We start from the raw sequence: 19,741 nt of genomic DNA, 5'->3' as shown, positions 1-19,741 counted from the left end.
AACGGATGTCAGGAAGAAGGAAGAAGGAAGAAGGAAGAAGGAAGAAGGAAGAAGGAAGAAGGAAGAAGGAATAAATTTTAGTTTGCAGGTAGAACCTGGAAACGCATTTCACTGTTGCTGTGCCTCGTCATTTTTAAGAGGAGGCAGAGCGTCCAGAAATTCATTCCTTGGCAGAGCCAAGGAACGAGATAATAAGAGCAGAAATGAGAGATTTTTAAGATGAGGCAGAGCAAGAGTGAAATTCATTCCTTGGCTTTGCCAAGGAACGAGAGAAACAGGAAAATAACCAATTGCCAATTTTCCTTAGCCTAAAATCGCATCGCCGGATAAACGTTGGTAAAGCAGCGCCCCCGTCCAAAATGTCGGCGCAAAGCCTGGATAGCCCGAGGAGGCGTTGCAGAAATAGAAATTGTTGAGGGATGTTTCATGATTTAGTCGATCGACTCCCATGTTGCGCGGCGTCAGGCTGGAACCGTAGGAATTACCGTTAGGACACCAACAGAAGCGCTCGTTAGTCGTCGGACTTCCGGTAATATGAAAGACCATGTGTTTGCGGAAATTCGGAACATAGTGTTTTTCAACAACATCTAAAATCGAGTCCAGAATCTCTTGCTTCTTCTGTCTGTAAGCTTTGCGATCGCTATCCCAAAGTTGTTTAAAATAGCTGTAATTAGCAACAGTCAGAAATTCGACAATTTGACAATCTTCTGGACAATCCCCCGGCGCTTCCGTCAGTAAAGTTGGCGTTGTAATTGCAAAGCTCGGACGAGAAAAATCATTGCGATCGTACATTTGAGCAAAAGCTTCATTTAGATCCAAGTGTTCCGAATGAAACGTATTCCACTTGCCAAATCCATACTCTCGGAGATCGATATCTTTGACAACGCAGTACACCATGTAGTTAGATGCAGAATACTCATAGTTGAGTTTCCGCCGCACTTTTTTAGAGAACAGTTCCTCTCCAATCATCTTGGCCGCTCTTTTCGGGTCAAGGTTGCAAATCACCGTGTCGCCCGTGAATTCATGGGTTTGATGGGTGGTCAAATCCATCGCTTCAACTCCGGTTACTGTTCTGTTTGTGACCCTAAAATTCGTGACTTCATGGTTTAGTCGAACTTTCCCCCCGTTGGATTCAATGACATTAACTAAAGAATTGATGACATCTTCAAAATGCTGCGTCGGGTAAAATGCGCCTTCTTGATAGCCTCTAAACAAGGCAATCCAAGCATAGAAAGAAAGCTGATTTGGAGGCAGCAAAAAATCCGGCCATTGCAGGGCTAATAGGGTTTGGGCGGCTTGCGGGAGTTGGAATTTGTCGAAAACGTCCTGAAGTGTACTGTTGAGGTGTTGGACGGCACAGAATACGTCACCGAAGTTTTTGAGCAATTCAATTGGTTTGACGGGAGGAGCGAGTTTTCTGAGTCCCTCGCCGGTTTTCTCGACTTCGTTGACGAATTGGCGAATTCTCTCGCCCGCTTCGGGAAACAGCGCGGACAATCTGCGGATCAGTTCCTCTGGTTCCGAGGGAATATCCAGCGCATACCCCGGCATTCTCATGTGGTCGTAGCCATTCGGATCGTACCGTTCAAAGGTGACATCTCGATCGAGGCCGAGTTTTTTGAGAACTCGATTGACGGTATGTCCTTCGCCGCAGTCCCAAACGTAGTGGAATTGGGCATTAAAGGTGTATTTTTTGGCCATCGTAAAGGTGTGACCAAAGCCTCCGGGATGCTCGTGAGCTTCGAGGATGTGTACGGTTTTGCCGGAGTTTGCCATCAAAGCTCCGAAAACCAGTGCTGATAAACCACTGCCGACGATGAGGTAATCTGTTTTCATGGTAAATTTCCTCGATCGATTGAATGGGGCGATCGTTGTCTATTTAAACTAACTATCAATTCTGAGAAAATTCTGAAGTCCAGCAACAATTTTTTGAGGCGCGCTGGTTTAAGGATTGTCTTAAAGTCTGAGTACGGTTGCTGTTAAGCTTAATTAACCTGTTGTGGATAGAACTTATAGCTGCTGAGGCGGACTGGAAAGCCCGCCACACAAGGGAAGAAACGGGGTTTATAGCTGTGTTGGTAACTATTAAGGCATAGAGTAGCCTACCTAATTAGGACGATTTTAATTAGAGGCGCGATCGCTTATTTGTGCGGCACAATCACATCAAAAAAAGCATCCTCCAAATCATAACCAAACATCTGCGACATCGCCATCAACTTCGATTTACTGGGGATTCCCTGCTGATTCAACCAATCAGTCAACACAAAAATTTTGTTCATCAAAAACATTTCCAAAGCTTCAGGATTGTACTGAATACCTTGGGTTCGGTGAAACTGGTGCGGCACCAACATCGCGGCATAGCGCGCCAATTCTCCCGCTTTCCAATCGAGCAAAAATGGCAGCCAAGGGTAACAAGCATCCAAGCGAATAAACCACAGCCGCACTTCGGGAATTTCCGAAATTTCTCGCGGATCTAACTCTTCGCGCGGATACTCAATTTCAAATTGTAGCTGTTGTTCGTTTTGGGCGATCGCTCCTTCGGCCAGCCACTTTTCAATCACAGTCCGCACCGGAGACAAATCTAAACTGTTTATGCGCTCGGCATCTACCGCTATCATAATACTCATAAAATTTCAACCTTATAGAATTAAGTTTTATCTATAATACCACTAATCACCAATCACCAATTATATCAAATCTCTTAAATCCCCTACACCAGAACTCTTGCAGAACTTCGCAAAATATTTTGAAAAGCCTCTGCGTTAATCCCCGTTAATCTACGCTTTCCCTCTTGCATCAAAGATTTATGCAATCTTTTCTACTACTCGTTGCCCAGCCATCAGCCATTTTTCCCAAACTTGCTATCTTGCAAAGAATTACCAATCCCCTGGATAATTCCCCGCCCTATCAAACCAATTCCCCGCCCTATAACCTGAGTCAAAACGTAAACAACGCCAGCACCCAACAGCGAAATAACTGCGCGAACTCTAGGTGCGATCGCATCCCTGGTTTCCAGCAGCAAAGTCAACGCTAACTGCCACCCAGAAAGCTGTGCTAACTCCTGATTTCTCGGAGAATAAATAGAAATTTTCTTAATTCCAGAATCACCCAAAACAAACAGCCAAAACCTGCTTTCAAAAATAGCTTTCGGTTCCACAAAATATCTATCCCAGCTATATCTCCACGACAAATCATTCCGAAATTTCTCAATTTCTCGCGTCGAAATCAACTTACCATCGTAAAAAATTTGCTTGATTTCTTCAATATTTGCCAAATTATTTAGTAGAGGCTGTACCACTCCGCTAGCAACTTGAATTGCCAAATTTTCTAACAAAGCTTCAGCTCGCTGCATGGCTTCCGGGCTGCCAGCAACACAAGAAATATTGTCAACTGTTAGAGGAATTTCAAATAGCAAATGTGCAAAAAAATCAATTGTCATCGGTATTTTATCAAGGATTTCTGCTGCAACTACATCAGCATCTGCCAGCAGCATCGGCACAACTTCTACCCCGCTGCCTGCCAAGAGATAAGCAGCGATTTCCCCTTGACTTTCTCCCAGTTTCAAGCTGGTTTGAGTGCCATCAAAAACCAGATTTTCTTCGGTTTGCAGTGTATAGTATCTGCCAAAAAAATCTATGATTGTCGCCTGCCACAAATCCCGTAAAATAGCAGGCATTTTTTGCGACAATTGAGTTTGCTGCACTTGCGAAAAGCGTAATTCCTCCAGCAAATCCTTTAACTTCCGCAGGATGGAACTCATCAATTCAAGCTTTTTGGGCGATCGCAAAATGTCGATTTCTAAAGGCAAGCCAGTCAAATTCACCAAATCAAACTGCAATTTAGCTGCCACAGAGTCAAACAAGCTACCTTGCCAATTAGTTGCAACCACCAAAGATTCAGCCGAAACTTGGGAATTCGCTAATTGCGATTGAGAATTATTTAACAAATTCTCGCCTCTAATTTCTTCTTTCTCCCCTCTGTTTTCTTCCTTCTGCTTTCTTCCTTCTTCCTTCTCGCCTTTTCCTTCAAATAATAACTGACTTACAATCCAGCGAGCTGCCAGCAATTCTCTGCGGCGCCCGCTGAGTACAACCCCATCTAAAATAGAGGGCAAATCTGTCGGCTCTGCAGCTCTGATCTCTTGCAAATCAGCTTGGACAGCCGCCAAAGTTGCATCTATTTCCCGTAGTCCAGAAAGACAAAAATAAGCCAGCATTTTTTTGTGTACTGGCGTATCAACTGTTGAATTACCTGCATTTTTATCTGCAATTGCTGCGGAGTTTTCTACTGTTTGAACCCCCGCTGGATTTATTTCTATTCCGGAGTTAGCTGCCGTATCCGTCGCCCAATAAGTGCGACCAGATGCCACCGCGCGAATAGCTTCCATTGTCAAGGAAATATCTCTACCTTTAGGACAATAGCCATTCGCGCCCGTAGCCTGTACCTCCGGCAACAGCTCCGGTGTCAGCGGCCCGCCTAGCAGCAACAGGGGCAGGTTGGGGTACAAACTTTTGAGTTCGCGACAAAATGCCAGCGTCTCTGTTTGACCCGATCGCAAATTTAGGGTCTCAACAGCCAAAATTACCAAATCTCCAGGCTTCTTGGCTGTTTCAGAGCCGAGGGAGCGAGCTTCTAGAACCCGCAAAGCCTCGTTTCCCATTGAAACCTCTGCGACAACTTGCAAGTCTGGATACTGCTCGCAAGCGACTCGCAGCCCCAGCCGGAAAATGGGGTCGCCATCGATCGTCAGCAGTTGGAAATTACTCACTTGATTTTAGATTGGAGATTTTAAAGCTCGATCGCGCGAAAACCCAATTACTCGGGGATCAAATTAGCATCAGGAGGCCCAGCCGATTCCGGAATCGAGGGCGGCGCGGGTTCTGGAGCCGGAGCCGGAGGAGGAGCAGCAGGTTCCGGAGCCGGAGCCGGGGCCTCTTCTCTCGCGGGTGGATAGTAAGGTTCCGGCTCCGGAGCAGGCGGATTGTAAGGTTCTGGCTCCCTCGCGGGCGGATAGTAAGGTTCCGGCTCCGGAGCAGGCGGATTGTAAGGCTCGGGAGCCGGGGCCTCTTCTCTCGCAGGCGGATAGTAAGGCTCTGGTTCTGGCGCGTACTCCTCCTGTCGAGGAGCTGGCGCGTACTCCTCCTGTTGAGGAGCTGGCGCGTACTCCTCCTGTCGAGGAGCTGGCGCGTACTCCTCCTGTTGAGGAGCTGGCGCGTACTCGCGAGCGGGTTCCGGCGGCGGCGCACTGTTGGCTCTAAGTTCAGCACTCCAGCGCCCGATCGCACCTGCCGCCTCTGAATACAGCGCCCTACCGTAACCGATTTGGGAAGCGGTATCGATCGCCGCTCCTAGACTACCTTGAGATGCCAATGCCGAAGCTCGATCGAGAATCGGCCTATCTTGAGCAACTTGCAGTTCGCTCACCCACTGATAGACATTATCCTGAGCTTTCGCGTACAAAGTCCTACCGCTCTTAATTTGCGAAGCTTTTTCAATAGCAGCACTAAGTTTTCCTTGCTTCGCCAGGGCGATCGCTTCATCCAAAAAAGGCTGATCTTGAATAACTTCTATGCGTTTCGTCCACTGAGCCAAGAGAGTTTGCGCTTCTATCCTGCGGGGACGGTTTTGAGCAACCAGGACTAACTGAGCCATACCGCCCTTTAGTCCTTCAACCGTTTGCGCTTCTGCCAACTGCTTCGCCAGAGTCAGAAAAGATTGGTCTTCGATCCGCTGAATGTCCCGGCGCCAAGCAGCCACCAAAGTTTGAGCGTGAATCCGCCGCGGTTGCTTAAGTCCAATGGTTTGCGCTTGCTCGATCGCGAGTCCAAACGTCCCTATCTGACCGAAACTAGCGATCGTACTCGCCACTTGCAGTCGCAGCAAATCTTGAAACTGCACCTGCAAATTTTCAATTTGAACTTGAGCTTGCTTGTACAGAGGGCGACCCGGAGCTATTTGGCTAGCAGCCCCCTGCCCTTCAAGCAAGCTAAAAATGTGTTGTGGCAGCGGAGTTGATATCGACTGGTTCCACGTCACTGCCTGAGCCCTACCCAACTGCATCAAATCTTGAGCTTCCGCAAATAGTAGCGAATCCTGTGGCACAACTGAAGCAGCCTCGATCGCCCCCGGCAGGTCTTTCGCCCCCAACCGCTTAGTAGCCATTGCCAGCAAAGTCCGACTCCATCCCTCAATTTCCTTTTCAGCTTTAGCGCGGGCAAAAAGCTGCGAGTCTATTTTGCGAGCCAGGACTATCGCCTCAGCGAACTTTTGCGGAGTCTCGTCCTTCGCCAAATCTCTAGCCTCTTGCAAGCGCTGCCAGCCGTTTCTTTCCAAAGAAATCTGCTGGATCAGCTCGTTGTAACGCTTCTGACTCCAGAAAATATTTTCCAGCTTGAACAAAGCTTGAGCATAATCCCAAGCCTTCCTTAAATCCTCACTTTTCAAAGCTGCTAGGGCTGTATCGTAGAGTTTTTGGCCCTCCTGCCAATTTTTTTCCCAAGCCGTAACAGCCTCTTCTACCTCGGGGTAAGACGGACTGGTTTTCGGAATTTTCGCCACAATCTCTAGGGCGCCTTTCAAATCGCCCCTCTCAATTTTTGCCCTGGCAAATCCCAGAATGGCTTTCGACCATTCCCCTATCAAATGCTGACCCTGCGAGTATAGCGGATGTTCTTTCGGCCAAGCCTGAACCAGTGCCATTGCCGATTCTAGCTGTTCTAGCTTGCCCGACTTAGCAGCTTGTTGAGCGCAGTAAAGTCGCTCTCCGTCGGCCGCCAACGGCGACAGTTGCTGGCAATTGGGCGGTGGCGGCATCGTCAGCAACCAGAGAAATGCAGCGGCACCGGTTACTCCAAATCCCACCAGGAGACTCAGCCAGATAAGCTGCCACTGCCAAAAAGTTCTTTTTCCCTCGGTCGGCTGGGCCGTTACGAAGGAACTCGCATCGCCTGTCGCCTCTGCACTGAACTGTGCCGTCGGTTTAGGGGATGGGTTGTATTGCGGTGGTGTGTGGAATTGGTCAGATTGTCGTCTCGCCATTACTTCAGCCTGTCCTGTAATGCGCACTCTTCACGTGACACTCCCACATCAAATCTATAGATTGTGATGTGGGCTTCTGACTCCTGTTAAGGAGATCGAGAACTTCCTTCAAGGTACTGGCAATCTTTCCCTCTACGGCGTTTTATAGTGAGGTTCGTGTCTGGCCCCACTGGTTGCTTCCGAGTATTTTAGGCTCTCGAAGCACGTAAATCATACCAGTTATCAAACAGTTATTGACAGATCCCGGGGCCGTTTAGCAGAAAAAACAGTAGAAAGCCCCCTCAGTCCATAAATTTTAGATTTTTAGATTTTAGATTTTAGATTTTAGAATTGACTCTGCACGTGAATTGTGGGAGGGATTCAACTAAGCTCTCATATTAAATCCGGGTCAGAAATTCCACTATCGGACTCAGCGGTTGAAACCGCAACTACACAAACTTTGCTCCGCTCCAAGCCGATTAAAAAATAAAGGGGGTATAAAGCCGGATTTGGTCTACACTTTTATTTGTAGGGGGTAGGATTGATTTTTTGGGTTTAGTCGTAAATTTTATTCCCGATCGCCAAACTTGCCGATCGAGTTTCATTTTTCTGTTTTCCTTTTTTTATACTGTTTTTTATACTGTGCCGAATTCCGGCGGGCGACGCAAAACAACCGATCGAGCGCAGCTAAATACTTAAATCATTTTATACGACCGACCGGCCGCTCACAAAGCTCTGTTTTGCTTCCAACAGCGGCGGCTTTATCGTTTACGAAGCCTTTGGCGTATCGCTGACACTCGATGCTTGCGTAGCGGACTCGGCCGAGCGATATCCGTAGAAATCTATCCGGTAGTCTACAATTCTGACACCCGTTTGCTGTTGGATTTGCTCGATCAAGTCGATCGGCAGTTCCACATGAACGTCTAGAATCTGAGACGTATCAAGACAATTGACGTGAGAGTGAGAGTCGCTGACGTTGCCGTACAAGCGTCCTTCCGAGCGTTCTATGCACTCAATAATCCCTTCTCTCGACAAAGCTTCTAGATTTTGATACACAGAAGTATGCCCGATCGAATGCGCTTGTTTGTTGAGGCGATCGTAAATTTCGCGAGCCGAGAGGTGTTCTTTTGCCTCCCACAAAAGTTCTAGAATAAATCGACGCTGGCGGCTCAAGCGCATTCCCATCGCCTGACAGCGGTTTAAAGCATCTTCTAATGAACGAATTGGTTTCACAGCTACCGCCTTATAAAGCCTGCTCGATTTTTAATTCTGGTACAACATTGCACGCCTACATATCCACTAATTCTAACGCAGGGTTGCCCAACAGTAGAAGGTAGAGGGCAAAAATCTCGAATGAGTGAATTTTTTCGAGTTGCTGTTCAACCCAGGCTGCCAGCACCCACCAGAAAATTATCTGCCTCACCAATATTGCTTTGACTCTATCTTCTACTGCAACACCTCCTAGTTCGAGGATTTGATGGCGTTAACCAGTAACTTGGCGATTTCCGAGAGTTGCTTTTTGTTGAAAGTTTTGAGCAAAAGCTTGACTACCGCCTTCGGTTCGGCGGGAAGTGCTACTTGCTTCGACGCTGCGGCGGGGGCGGCTGGGGCGGCTGGGGCGCTTGCCTCTGCTGGTTTTGGGCTTGCTGCCAAAAGTAGCAAATTTTTACTCGGAACGATCGTCTTGACTTTCCCCACTTGTACTAAATCGCCAGCTTCCTTGAGTTCTTTGATAATCAGGGGAGCTAAGACTTTATAAGAGTTTTTGGGATTAACGATCGCTGCTCTAGCTGTTTTTACTAAATTTTGCCAAGTCTCAATTTTACCTCCCAACTTATAGAGGCGAACGCACACAGCCGTCAACTCAGAGCGACTAGCAGCCGATTCTTTCTGCTTGAACACCTGCAACATTTCTTTGAGTAAAGTCATCACTTCAACAGCAAAATTGGCCGGTACCCCGCCCGCTGTTGGAGCGGGCGTACCAGACCCAGCAGCCTGCACTTTACCCGACGCCAATTTATTGAGGTGAGTTTCGAGTTGAGCAAAAACAGGCATCACCTGCTGCACGAGTTTTTCTCCCTCCTCATTCCTCAAGCCGAAAGGCCCCTCCAGTCGCCCCAGCAAGTCCTTAAGTGTATCAACTCCCTTTAAAAATAGGGATTCTGCCGTTTGGTCAACCTGCTTGACGGGCCCGTCCTTGAGCACCTTAAAACAATCTTCCAAGCGGTGAGCGGTTGTTTTAATACTATCTAAGCCGAGCATAGCCGCCCCCCCTTTCACGGAATGGGCGGCTCGAAACATCTCTTGGACGCTTTCGGGGTCTTTCATCGTGGACTTTAAATCCACTAAACCATTTTCTAGAGTATCGAGGTGCTCCTTAGCCTCCTCTATAAACAAACGCATAATTCGGTCTTGCTGATCTGACACGACAGTCCTCCTAACAATCTCAGCACCCTCCAGAAAGCACCCTCTTCGCGGGAAAAAACGCGACTCATGGCTAAAGTCGGAAGCTCCCATGCAAAACATTCTAGCCTGCCTCAGCTAGCAGACTCAAAATACTGGTGTCAGGGCAATCTTAGATCTAAAACTGGTGCGGTGGAGATTGAGCCTAGAGTTCTGAGGGAGTATCTGGAGCGACTTCAATACCCATTCCTTGTTTCATCATCTGCTGAGCCGTAATCAAGTCGCTTAACTCCTTGACTTCGACGCCGATGTCTTGGCAAGCCTTTTTCAGTTCCCGCTCGAAGGTGTTGAGGTCGCCTCCGTAGCCGCAAAGCTTCGCGGCTGTGGCGATTCCTTGTTGGGCGTTAGCTTTGGCGCAGTCGATCAATTCAATGCCTTTGAGGGGTTGGGAGGATGCCATAATTTCAAGCCACAATTTATATTTTCTCCCACTGTACCTAGAAGGTTGAGGTCGATCGATCTATCGAAAGGCATGAAAAATCCTGTCTTTGCTGTGTGTTACCAATTCATAGCTATTTGTATGGGATTTCCGGGCCACAGAGCAGTAGTTAGGATTTTCTAACCCGCATATTCCGAGCAGAAACCAGGTTTTTGCGTAAGTCCTCAGGTTTGTTGCTAAAACGAAGTCATAACGAGTATGATTTAACTACAAGCAAAAAAGAGAGCCGCCATGAGGATAGAAGAAATTCCCCTCAACCAAATTCGCCGCCCCCTGCCGCGAGTTAACGACCAAACCAAAGTAGCCGCCCTCATGGAATCCATCCGCGAGGTAGGCTTAAACGAACCCATCGATGTGCTAGAAGTAGATGGTCAGTATTACGGATTTTCCGGCTGCCACCGCTACGAAGCTTGCCAGCGTCTCGGTTTAGAAACTATCCGCTGTAATGTACGCCGAGCTCCCCGTGCCGTGTTGCAGATGCACTTAGCCTGAGCCTCTCAATAGAAATTCACCACAGGCAAAGATATTCGATCGACAATCACTAATAACAAGCTAAAAACCTATGACTACCAACAACCACAAACAACATCTTTACCCGACCCGCATCGATATGTCAGCCGCCACCCGCTCTCAAGTAGTCGGGCTGCTCAACGCCACGCTAGCCACGACTCTGGACTTAAAAACTCAAGTCAAGCAAGCTCACTGGAACGTTAAAGGCATGGATTTCTACCAGTTGCACTTGCTGTTTGACGAAATGGCAACAGAACTCGAAGAATACATCGATTTGGTTGCCGAACGGGTCACAGCTTTGGGCGGTTTGGCTGTAGGAACAGCCCGCACAGCCGCCGCCGATTCGATTTTGCCAGAATTTCCTTTCGACATTTTAGACGGCAAAGAATATGTGACGGCTTTAGCCGATCGCTACGCGCCCTACGCCAAACACCTGCGAGTCGCCATCGACAAAGCAGCGGAACTCGGCGACGCCGATACAGCGGATCTCTACACCGAAATTTCGCGGACAATTGACAAGCGTTTGTGGTTCCTAGAAGCGCATTTGCAAGGTTCTGCGACAACTGCAACAGCCACAACCCCGGAAAAAGTAGGCGTCAGATAGCCACAAAAACATTTGTGGGGTGGACACGGGAGCCCGCCCCAAAGATGTATTTCCTTAAGGCTCGTAACAGTTTACGATCGAGAATATGTCCATTTATCAATTTGGATGACTTTTTCGTGGCAGCTAATATTCCCGATTATGCTCTTCAACTGCAACGCCTGATTGAACAGGCCGGGCTTTCGAGCGATCGAGAACTCAGCCAAAAAGCAGGAGTTCCCGAAATTCAGGTCATCCGCCTGCGTCGCGGCTTAGCTTTGAAAACCCGAGCCGACATCTTGCTCAAAATTAGTCAAGCTTTGCAAATTTCCTTACCCGAACTACTGGCAACCTTGACGCCAGACTATGTAGAGTTAGAAAAGGCACCACCGACAGCCGTAGAACAAGAATATCAGCGCCTGCAAGCTTTGATCGAACAGCAGCGAGAATCTTTGATGCAGGAATTCCAGCTATCTAGCGTGCAAATTTTAGAATCTTGGATGTTGCAGTGGCCGACTGCTGCTAGCAAAGCTCAGGAAAATCACAACTTGCGGGCTCAGAAACTACTGCCCTTGCTGCGGCCAGTCGAGCAGTTATTAGAGCATTGGGGAGTGGAGTCGATCGCCCCAGTCGGAGCCCAAATTCCCTACAACCCCCAACAGCACCAGCTCATGGAAGGAACAGCCGAGCCCGGAGAACCCGTCAAAGTCCGCTACACAGGCTACAGACAAGGCGACAAACTGCTCTACCGCGCCAAAGTTAGCCCAGTTTGATTAATACCAGAAGGCATTCGGCAGAACAAAGATTCTCCCTATCTCAAAATTCACTCCCGGCGAAGCGCTGCGACTGCGATCGGCGTTACGATCCGCGAAGATCACCCTCTTTTGCACTCAAAACTATTCTCTCGCTCTCAGACTCTGGCGCTTTCCCCCTCTGTTATTTGGCTCGGAGTCCATCTCGCAGCTATACTAGCCTAGTCTGGCTAGAAATTCTGACATTCCCACCGCAAAATATGAGTCCTGTAGTTAAAATTATTCAGCCCTCTGGCATTTTAGACGGCACCAAGGCAAGTCAATTCCGCCAAGAGATTAGCGACCTAGTGGAAGCGGGAGCCGATGTGGTATTGATAGACTTCACTGATGTGACATTTATGGATAGTTCTGGTTTAGGCGCTTTAGTTTTGGCGCTCAAAACAGTCCGGGCCGCTGGGAGTCAATTAGTTGTCTGTTCTATCAACGAGCAAATCCGCATCTTATTTGAACTCACCAGCATGGATCGAGTTTTCGAGATATTTCAGACCCGCGATGCTTTTAATAGCAAAATTCTCTCAACTAACTAAATCTTTGGGCTGCTGCCTTCTTGCTATTTGGTCACAGATGCAGTGCAAGAAGTCAGCTAGCCAAAGTTTACCTTGAGTAAAGACCAATCATCATCAAAAACTGCTTTAGCGTTCAACTTTTGAATGTAGTTCAAAACCAGCTCTAACTGGTCGGCACTTGCACCGTTGTAAGCTGCTAACAGGTCGATGAAAGGGTCAAGCCCCCAGATATTGCCGTCAGGTTGGTGGATCTCGTATACCCCGTCGCTAAAGATGTAGAGAGTGCTCAAATCCTCGACATCGCAGCAATTATCGACATAGGGGGCGTCGGGGAACATCCCGACCGGCATTCCGGGGGTTTTTAATCGCTGGATTTTAGCCGTGCTCGCAGGCGACTGGGAAATCAACACGGCCGGTGGATGGCCGGCGCTAGCATAAACTAGCTGGCGAGAAATACGGTTGTAAACCCCATACCAGATGGTGAAATACTTGTCATTTTGGTAGCTCATCTGGAAGGTGGTGTTGAGGGCGCGCAAAACGTCGCTGGGTTTGTAGTAGTCTATGTTGGGGAGCGTGCGCGATCGCAGCAAATTCAGCACGGCCACCGAAGGCAGCGCCGCCCGCAAACCGTGACCGGCTACGTCGAGTAAGTAAATCGCCAAATAATCAGCATCTAGCCAGTTGTAGTCGAAGCAATCTCCCCCCAACTGCCGGGAGGGAATGAATTTCGCCTCAATGCTGAAAGGTTCCGTCATCGGATCTGGCAGCAGCGATTGCACGTACTCGGCGGCCTCGGCTAACTCTGCTTCCAGACTTTGCTTGGCAATTTTCAAATCTCGGCTGAGTTGGTGCAGCCGCAATCCGGCGCGTACTCTCGCCTGTAATTCGTTGAGTTCGATCGGCTTGGAGATAAAATCGTCGGCACCAGCGTCGAGCCCTTTGACTCGATCGGCGATCGAACCCAAAGAAGTCAACAAAAAGAATTGTGTAGTTGACAGATCCGGATCTGCCTTAACTCGACGGCAGACATCGATGCCGGTCAAGCGCGGCATGATCCAATCGCAAATTATCAGGGCCGGACGCAATTTTTGCGCCTGGGCTACACCGTCTTCGCCATTGCTTGCTACTGTTACTTCGTAACCCTGTTTTTTCAGGGTTCTTCTCAGCAGTTCTTGAACAGCCGTATCATCGTCAATAACCAGAATTTGAAACATGGGCACTTAGGTACTACAAGTTTTTCAAGGTCTGGGGGTCATTTAAAATATATCCTGTCAGCGCCCTTGTCTGAGATTGAGTATAGTTGATTGACATCGCTTTCGAGGTAATTGCTTTTGAGGGCGGGTCGTTGAGTTCAATTTACGTTAAAATTTGATGGAAATTTGGCGCGATCGAACTTCACTCAGTTTATACTCAGAATATAAATTTTTATAGACTTTTATTTGCCACAGGCGCTGGTTGACAGGAAAGTCCTATTTATGGTATAGTGACTAACCGATTAGTGGATTAGACATCGCTCGACGGCCCACCAAAGCTAGTATCGTCAAACTACCATTCAATTTTGCCGCCGTTGTATTTTGTCTCATCGTATTTTTTCTGGTTGTATTTTGCCCACCGGCCGATGAAGAACTTCTGTGGTGAGCGTGATTGAATTAAAGGGTTCCGAAAAGTTGCCGATGCTAAAAAAAGCGGATCTTCAAGTCAATACAGGTCTGAATGGATTAAGCTGGGTTTTGTCGTGGTTTGCACAATTGTACGACTCGCGAATTCCTACAAGTGTGTGGATACGGTGTCAGTTAGCTTTGGCTGAGGGCTTTACGAATGCGGTGCGTCACGCCCACAAGGGCAAACCAGCGGATTTGCCTGTTGACATTCAGGTGGCTGTGTTCGCTGAATCTTTAGAGATTAAAATTTGGGACTCGGGCGATCCGTTTGATTTAGAGAAAAAAATCAAAGATATTTCGGAAAAAGTCGATATTCACTCTCCGGGCGGGCGAGGCCTAAAATTGATTAAAGACATCGCAGACAGTATTAGTTACGAGAGAACGGCTGATGGACGGAACTGTTTGTCGATCGTCAAAAATTATACTGCTGTCTCAATGCCGAATAATGAAGATGATATTTTGGAAGTGGTAGAGGAAATTTTTGATTAATGGGTTCATCGGGTTTTAAACGCGGGACAGAGGATTAAGCCACAGCAGAATTGTCCGTTTTAATTCATTTAATTCTCGATACACTTCTTGTTTGACCCATTGCCCGATCGCATCGAAGGGTGTAAAAATTTGACCCACAGGCCAGCTAACATCTTGCCCCAAGGGCGTTTGATGGTTGCCAGTCAGAGTCTGAACTGTAATCATGTCGGGAAATCGTGCTTTTAGCAGTTTGGTCAACAGCAGGGTTTGGTCGATGTTGTCACCGTTAAATTTGACTAAAAGATTGCGCCGGATTTGATACCTATCTTGGACGAGGCGATTGGTGTCTTGGGGGGACGGGGTAAACTCGACTTTAAAGACGGGGGAAATTTGCTCGACGATCGGGATTGCTTCGGATGCCGCATAATTGTTGAAAGAAATCAGAATATTGCCTGCCCTTTCTATGTCAAACACAGAACCGATCAGCAAGTGCAGTTTGCATCCCATGCTGTGTCCCATACCGTAGATGGGGAGATAGGAAGATTTGAGCAATTTAGTGGCGCGCAGGCGATCGAGGGCATTTTCAAATTTGTTGAGGACATCGCGGGCGATCGCAATATGATCTAAAGTATTGACAAACGGCGTTGCTATTACAACATATCCTTGAGTCCCCAAAGCTTCTAACAGCCAGCGATAGGTGAGTTGCGGTGCTGTCGCCACAAATGCACCGCCGAGAAAATGTACGATCGCGATCGGTCTTGAAGGAATTAATACCCAGTTGCCAGAAACTTCTTGCCAGTCCATAAATTCAATCTAATTCCAAATAAAAAGGCGATCGTCCTCTGAAGGTAGAAGGCAGAATGTTTTATAAATTTTTCCTTTTATTTTATGCATCAAAAAGGGGTTTGCTACCCATTTTTGAATTCCCAAAACTTTCCTTTTTACTTATACATTATTTATTCTAACTGTTGTGGGGTCAAATAGCACGGCTGGCGATCGCTGCTATTTTCGCCCTGTATAGAGTTGAAGCTGGCGGCCGAATAAATCAAGGCTGACATCCACGACTTTCAAAAATTTTTATATTGTCCCCCACCGCACGACCGCAAGCCACTGTAGCCGGTAGTGCGGGTAATTGACCCGACAGAATATTAACAGTCAAATACGGCTCAAAACGCCAATATCAGGTATTAACCTGCGCCTGAGCGATCGGCGTCCATTCGGCTTTATTGGCAGCACCTAATTTCTTGACTAAACCCGCATATAGCAGTTATCAATAAAGTTAGGTATGCCCTATGCCCACGGAGGCCTATGCCCGCTTATCAAGCGTGCACCTCATGTTAATGAGAAAGGCTATACAACTATAACATCCTTTAGGACAGCCCCCCAATTTCAGACGAGCGCTGGGGGTTTAATTGTGGCGAATGATTGATACCTTCTGCGGTTTGATGACTCAAATTTTCGTGAGTCTTCATCCATTTCCACTTGTGCACAGTAGCTTGAGGATTGAGCACTGTGGTAGCCACTCCGTAAACAATAGTCGGCAAAACCTCCCGATTTAACCAACTTTGTCCCAGCTTTCTCATGTAGTGCAGTGCCAAAACTTCTCGAAATTTGTTAAGCCTTTGCAAAAGCGGCAAATTCTTAAAACATAACTGTTCGTACTCCTGCAGTGATAACTCTTTTTCTCCCCGCAAGCGCCGAAGTTGGTTTTCCTTGACACAATCAGAAGCTATGCGCTTTTTGAGCCAGTGCTTATCTGTGAGAGAGTTCCCTCTAATTCGATAATTTCCCAAAGGTTCTGTCGCCGCTAGCAAGCCATACTTTTGAGCAAGTTTGGTAAATAATTCTGTATCTTCTCCTACCTCCCAATCTTCTGGAAACCCGCCTTCTTGGACTAGAATATAGCGATCAACTACAACAGAAGACGGGAAAACCCAAGGACTTTCGCCTGTCTCCTTAATCGCCTGCATTTCTGCTTTAGTTGTAGGATAGGTGGGAATATAACTCAACTTCTTACCGTGCTTGTCTAAATACCGCAAAGCGTGAGCCACAGCTTTGACTTCGGGATTCTCTGCAAGCATCTTCAAACAAACTTCTAACTTATTGGGTTCCCAGGTATCGTCGCTGTCGATAAACGCTACATACTCGCCTGTGGCGCGATATATCATTAAATTTCTCGACTTAGAAACCCCGTAATTTTGGGAATTCCTGAAGTATTGAATTCTCGAATTTTGCTCTACCAACTTAGCAGCAACTTGGTCAGTAGCGTCAGTAGAGCAGTCATCAACAATTAAAATTTCTATATTTTTGTGAGTACCATTAAGTACGGAGGCAACTGTCTCGGCCAGAGTGTCGGCAGCATTGAATGCAGGAATGATGACACTGACTTTTTGGTTATTCATAACTTGCATTAAGGTGTGGTTTGGTAGTTGTTCGCCGAAGTATAGTATCGAAGCCGACACTCTGACTCATTTACGTGCAAGTACCTGTAGTCAGGAAACTTGCCTACATACTGCCAATATAACAGGTTTACCAACCTGAGTGTTATCTACCATAAGGAGGGGACAGCCCTTAGCAGGCGGAGTGCAGACTCTTATTTTGCGGGCTATTTGTCTGACACAAAGGCGACGGCTGCGATGGATTGAGGGTTTTGTCCGGGGACTGGAGTTGTCCTAAATTCGATGGATCTTTTTGCTTTAATACGGCTTACCCACAAAAACCCTGCCTCACCCAAAATTATTGGTTTGAGAACTATAGAGCTACTAAAAAACCTGGTTTCTGACTCAGAGCGATTCCGGCTAATCGCTGAGCATAAAATTGTTTGTCATGCGCCAGGGGCGGGCGAGGGAGGACTTTGATTCCTCACTACAAACCTAATTATAATTATTTAATCAAACTTGAGAGCAAAATTGGGTAAATCCTGTTTTATTGATTAACTAACCAGTCGAACAACTGCCCAAAAACGGCTATGCTAAGTCTGCTATGTGTTGCCTTGCCATAGCAATCACCTATACTGATTTTTTTGCTGTTGCTTAATAGGCTAGGAAAAAAAATAAATTGAAAATTCCGAAGCCTTGTGAATACTGTTTATATGATTTGCCTCTTTAGTTTTTTCTAGCGTAAATCAGCAACGCCGTTTTTCTGCGTTCATCAGCTTTTTGCAATCAGGATTTTCTCAAAAAAAATGCTTTTTCCAACTTATTTACTTATTAAGTTACCATAAGCTGTCCCTCCTTTCTCTCTTCCTCTTGTACCGTTAGAGCCTCCCAGCGTCAAATTGTTTTCCCGTCTGCCATAACAGGTAATTTATCTGCTGTTGAACTCAGTACGGCTCGGTCTTAGGGAAGACGATCATAAAATTATACTGTAAAAAATCCTCGCCTCACCAGTAAAAAATGTTGCCAAATTTCTTGAGCAAAGTGCAAATTTATACTTGTTGCCTAACAGTGTGGGTGTTGGGTGGCTGCCAGCAGCTACAGGCAACCTTGCAGCAGCAGCGCAGCAAACAGGGGATGGCAGTTTCTGCTCATCCTCTGGCGAGCGCTGCGGGGCTGGCCCTGCTGCAACAAGGCGGCAATGCAGTGGATGCGGCGGCTGCTACGGCTTTGGCGATTTCAGTGGTGGAGCCTTTTTCGGCGGGTATCGGCGGCGGGGGTTTTTTGCTGCTGCGGCGGGCCGAAACGGGGACTGTGCAAGCGCTGGATTTCCGGGAACGAGCTCCGAAACGGGCGACGCGGGATATGTACCTCGACAAGCAAGGCAAGGTGCGGCAAAGGGCAAGTCTGGACGGGCATTTGGCGGCTGGTATTCCGGGCACTGTTGCTGGACTTTATACGGTCCACCGCGAGTATGGTAAGTTGCCTTGGGCCCAGGTGGTGGCGCCGGCGATCGCCCTGGCAGAAAAAGGCTTTTCGGTAAGTTCGCGTTTTACCACGGCTACCGGGCGACGAGAGGACGTGCTCAAAAAAAACCGGGCGGCGCGGGAGGTTTTTACTCGTGGTGGCATTTTATACCAGCCGGGTGAGCTTTTGGTGCAGCGGGATTTGGCGCGGACTTTGCGGCAGATTGCACAAAATCCGCAGAGTTTTTATACCGGGGACATTGCGCGGGCGATCGCCGCCGACATGGCTAAAAACGGCGGCATTATCACTTTGGAAGATTTGAAAAACTATACGCCGATTTGGCGGAATCCGGTTTGCGGGAACTTTCGGACTTACGAAATTTGCGCCATGTCGCCTCCTTCTTCCGGCGGCGTTCATTTGTTGCAAATCTTAAATATTCTGGAAGATACGGATCTCAAGAGGTTGGGGAGGCAAAGTCCAGATACGCTACATTTACTGGCGGAGAGCATGAGGATTGCTTATGCTGACCGGGCTGAGTATCTGGGCGACCCAGATTTTTTGAGGGTACCTGTCAAAGCTCTGACTAGCAGCAATTATGGCAAATTGAGACGATCGCAAATCCAAATGTCAAAAGCCAGACCCTCCAGCGAGGTAAAGGCTGTTGACGCTCAAACTTTGAACCGTCTTCTGTGGGAGTCTCCCGAAACTACCCACCTCACGGTAGTTGACAAAGAGCGCAATGTAGTAAGCTTGACATTTACGGTGAATGGCGGTTTAGGGGCTGGAGTCGTGGCGGCGGGTACGGGAATTTTGCTCAACAACGAGATGGATGATTTTGCAGCCGCGCCGGGAGTGCCGAATTTGTTTGGTTTGGTGGGCGGGGAGGCAAATTCGATCGCCCCGAGGAAAACTCCTTTATCGAGCATGACGCCGGTCATCGTGACAGAAAATGGCAAATTTCGCCTCGCTGCGGGGGCTCCCGGAGGCAGCACGATTATTACCACCGTGTTGCAAATTGTACTGAACGTATTGGTTTACGACATGAATGTCGGCGATGCTGTGTCTGCACCTCGGATACACCACCAGTGGCAGCCCGATCGCCTGAGGGTGGAACGGGGAGGTTTTGAGGCTGCGACGCTTTCGGAGTTGCGGTGGCGGGGACACCAGATTGTCGAAGATGACGGCTGGGGAAATGCCAATGCGATCGTCCTGACTGCCGACGGTTGGTTGGAAGGGGCTGCCGATCGGCGTGGCGAAGGAGAAGCAAGGGGGTTTTAGTTATCAGGTAGTCGATTAGAGATTTTAGATTTTAGAACTTCGGCGAGCCGTCGAGTCGCACTCAGTCGAAAAATTTTAAATTTACTCCAGAGATGAATCTGGGATGTTGAACTAGGGTCAAAAATTTTGATCTCTCTACGACAGGAATTGGGGGCTTATATAGTT

General features: G+C 47.8%; 17 protein-coding genes. 7 read left to right on the top strand and 10 right to left on the bottom strand.

Annotation, left to right across the window (positions count from 1 at the left end; all coding sequences use genetic code 11):
* Positions 1-303 precede the first annotated feature (303 nt).
* The 4 genes from QUA42_RS15100 to QUA42_RS15085 all read right to left on the bottom strand — a co-directional run bounded on the left by QUA42_RS15100 (position 304) and on the right by QUA42_RS15085 (position 7,038).
* On the bottom strand, positions 304-1,836 hold the full coding sequence (locus QUA42_RS15100) for an NAD(P)/FAD-dependent oxidoreductase (RefSeq protein WP_333137985.1): 1,533 nt from the start codon (positions 1,834-1,836) through the stop codon (positions 304-306).
* Positions 1,837-2,141: 305 nt separating this feature from the next.
* The gene (locus tag QUA42_RS15095) at positions 2,142-2,627 is read right to left on the bottom strand and encodes a CRR6 family NdhI maturation factor (RefSeq protein WP_333137984.1); all 486 of its coding nucleotides are present in this window, start codon (positions 2,625-2,627) and stop codon (positions 2,142-2,144) included.
* 212 nt (positions 2,628-2,839) lie between these two features.
* Positions 2,840-4,768 (bottom strand): DUF3685 domain-containing protein, encoded by a 1,929-nt coding sequence (locus tag QUA42_RS15090; RefSeq protein WP_333137983.1) that lies wholly within the window; start codon positions 4,766-4,768, stop codon positions 2,840-2,842.
* 47 nt (positions 4,769-4,815) lie between these two features.
* The gene (locus QUA42_RS15085; RefSeq protein WP_333137982.1) at positions 4,816-7,038 is read right to left on the bottom strand and encodes a hypothetical protein; all 2,223 of its coding nucleotides are present in this window, start codon (positions 7,036-7,038) and stop codon (positions 4,816-4,818) included.
* A 528-nt stretch (positions 7,039-7,566) separates the two neighbouring features.
* Here QUA42_RS15085 and QUA42_RS15080 point away from each other — a divergent pair.
* The gene (locus QUA42_RS15080) at positions 7,567-7,716 is read left to right on the top strand and encodes a hypothetical protein (protein WP_333137981.1); all 150 of its coding nucleotides are present in this window, start codon (positions 7,567-7,569) and stop codon (positions 7,714-7,716) included.
* Positions 7,717-7,785: 69 nt separating this feature from the next.
* Here the strand turns inward: QUA42_RS15080 and QUA42_RS15075 are convergent, their stop codons facing one another.
* From QUA42_RS15075 to QUA42_RS15065, 3 genes are all read right to left on the bottom strand, one after another.
* Positions 7,786-8,250, bottom strand: a complete 465-nt coding sequence (locus tag QUA42_RS15075; protein WP_333137980.1) for a Fur family transcriptional regulator — start codon at positions 8,248-8,250, stop codon at positions 7,786-7,788.
* A 228-nt stretch (positions 8,251-8,478) separates the two neighbouring features.
* Positions 8,479-9,543: an Hpt domain-containing protein gene (locus QUA42_RS15070; RefSeq protein WP_333137979.1), complete on the bottom strand. Its 1,065-nt coding sequence runs from the start codon at positions 9,541-9,543 to the stop codon at positions 8,479-8,481.
* A gap of 82 nt (positions 9,544-9,625) precedes the next feature.
* On the bottom strand, positions 9,626-9,880 hold the full coding sequence (locus tag QUA42_RS15065) for a hypothetical protein (protein WP_190656149.1): 255 nt from the start codon (positions 9,878-9,880) through the stop codon (positions 9,626-9,628).
* Positions 9,881-10,150: 270 nt separating this feature from the next.
* Between QUA42_RS15065 and QUA42_RS15060 the strand changes: the two genes are divergently transcribed.
* From QUA42_RS15060 to QUA42_RS15045, 4 genes are all read left to right on the top strand, one after another.
* Positions 10,151-10,411: a sulfiredoxin gene (locus tag QUA42_RS15060; protein ID WP_333076422.1), complete on the top strand. Its 261-nt coding sequence runs from the start codon at positions 10,151-10,153 to the stop codon at positions 10,409-10,411.
* Between the two features lie 70 nt (positions 10,412-10,481).
* A complete protein-coding gene (gene dps, locus QUA42_RS15055) occupies positions 10,482-11,033 on the top strand; it encodes a DNA starvation/stationary phase protection protein Dps (protein WP_333137978.1) in 552 nt (183 codons plus the stop codon).
* Positions 11,034-11,077: 44 nt separating this feature from the next.
* Positions 11,078-11,782, top strand: a complete 705-nt coding sequence (locus QUA42_RS15050; RefSeq protein WP_333137977.1) for a hypothetical protein — start codon at positions 11,078-11,080, stop codon at positions 11,780-11,782.
* A gap of 239 nt (positions 11,783-12,021) precedes the next feature.
* Complete coding sequence (locus tag QUA42_RS15045) at positions 12,022-12,348, top strand: STAS domain-containing protein (RefSeq protein ID WP_041623653.1); 327 nt, start codon at positions 12,022-12,024, stop codon at positions 12,346-12,348.
* 56 nt (positions 12,349-12,404) lie between these two features.
* Here QUA42_RS15045 and QUA42_RS15040 read toward each other — a convergent pair whose 3' ends face one another.
* Positions 12,405-13,541 (bottom strand): SpoIIE family protein phosphatase, encoded by a 1,137-nt coding sequence (locus tag QUA42_RS15040; RefSeq protein ID WP_333060566.1) that lies wholly within the window; start codon positions 13,539-13,541, stop codon positions 12,405-12,407.
* 417 nt (positions 13,542-13,958) lie between these two features.
* Here QUA42_RS15040 and QUA42_RS15035 point away from each other — a divergent pair, with 417 nt between their 5' ends.
* Positions 13,959-14,477 (top strand): anti-sigma regulatory factor, encoded by a 519-nt coding sequence (locus QUA42_RS15035; RefSeq protein WP_333137976.1) that lies wholly within the window; start codon positions 13,959-13,961, stop codon positions 14,475-14,477.
* Positions 14,478-14,492: 15 nt separating this feature from the next.
* Here QUA42_RS15035 and QUA42_RS15030 read toward each other — a convergent pair whose 3' ends face one another.
* Both QUA42_RS15030 and QUA42_RS15025 read right to left on the bottom strand, forming a co-directional pair.
* Positions 14,493-15,260 carry a DUF1350 family protein gene (locus QUA42_RS15030; RefSeq protein WP_333137975.1) on the bottom strand — a complete coding sequence of 256 codons (768 nt, stop codon included), beginning with the start codon at positions 15,258-15,260 and terminating at the stop codon, positions 14,493-14,495.
* A 566-nt stretch (positions 15,261-15,826) separates the two neighbouring features.
* Positions 15,827-16,858, bottom strand: a complete 1,032-nt coding sequence (locus QUA42_RS15025) for a glycosyltransferase family 2 protein (RefSeq protein ID WP_333137974.1) — start codon at positions 16,856-16,858, stop codon at positions 15,827-15,829.
* A gap of 993 nt (positions 16,859-17,851) precedes the next feature.
* Between QUA42_RS15025 and ggt the strand changes: the two genes are divergently transcribed.
* The gene (gene ggt, locus QUA42_RS15020) at positions 17,852-19,576 is read left to right on the top strand and encodes a gamma-glutamyltransferase (protein WP_333137973.1); all 1,725 of its coding nucleotides are present in this window, start codon (positions 17,852-17,854) and stop codon (positions 19,574-19,576) included.
* Positions 19,577-19,741: the final 165 nt, after the last annotated feature.

The organism is Microcoleus sp. Pol11C2 (assembly GCF_036701505.1).
GTDB lineage: Bacteria > Cyanobacteriota > Cyanobacteriia > Cyanobacteriales > Microcoleaceae > Microcoleus.
Note: the sequence above shows the minus strand (reverse complement) of the source record. Positions and strands in the feature narration are given on the sequence as shown.

What these genes read in the sequence shown, in the direction of transcription:
- QUA42_RS15065 (WP_190656149.1), bottom strand. Translation starts at nt 9,880, where the DNA reads ATGGCATCCTCCCAACCCCTCAAAGGCATTGAATTGATCGACTGCGCC.
- QUA42_RS15040 (WP_333060566.1), bottom strand. Translation starts at nt 13,541, where the DNA reads ATGTTTCAAATTCTGGTTATTGACGATGATACGGCTGTTCAAGAACTG.
- QUA42_RS15030 (WP_333137975.1), bottom strand. Translation starts at nt 15,260, where the DNA reads ATGGACTGGCAAGAAGTTTCTGGCAACTGGGTATTAATTCCTTCAAGA.
- QUA42_RS15085 (WP_333137982.1), bottom strand. Translation starts at nt 7,038, where the DNA reads ATGGCGAGACGACAATCTGACCAATTCCACACACCACCGCAATACAAC.
- QUA42_RS15025 (WP_333137974.1), bottom strand. Translation starts at nt 16,858, where the DNA reads ATGAATAACCAAAAAGTCAGTGTCATCATTCCTGCATTCAATGCTGCC.
- QUA42_RS15060 (WP_333076422.1), top strand. Translation starts at nt 10,151, where the DNA reads ATGAGGATAGAAGAAATTCCCCTCAACCAAATTCGCCGCCCCCTGCCG.
- QUA42_RS15050 (WP_333137977.1), top strand. Translation starts at nt 11,078, where the DNA reads ATGTATTTCCTTAAGGCTCGTAACAGTTTACGATCGAGAATATGTCCA.
- QUA42_RS15100 (WP_333137985.1), bottom strand. Translation starts at nt 1,836, where the DNA reads ATGAAAACAGATTACCTCATCGTCGGCAGTGGTTTATCAGCACTGGTT.
- ggt (WP_333137973.1), top strand. Translation starts at nt 17,852, where the DNA reads ATGTTGCCAAATTTCTTGAGCAAAGTGCAAATTTATACTTGTTGCCTA.
- QUA42_RS15070 (WP_333137979.1), bottom strand. Translation starts at nt 9,543, where the DNA reads ATGTTTTGCATGGGAGCTTCCGACTTTAGCCATGAGTCGCGTTTTTTC.
- QUA42_RS15045 (WP_041623653.1), top strand. Translation starts at nt 12,022, where the DNA reads ATGAGTCCTGTAGTTAAAATTATTCAGCCCTCTGGCATTTTAGACGGC.
- QUA42_RS15095 (WP_333137984.1), bottom strand. Translation starts at nt 2,627, where the DNA reads ATGAGTATTATGATAGCGGTAGATGCCGAGCGCATAAACAGTTTAGAT.
- dps (WP_333137978.1), top strand. Translation starts at nt 10,482, where the DNA reads ATGACTACCAACAACCACAAACAACATCTTTACCCGACCCGCATCGAT.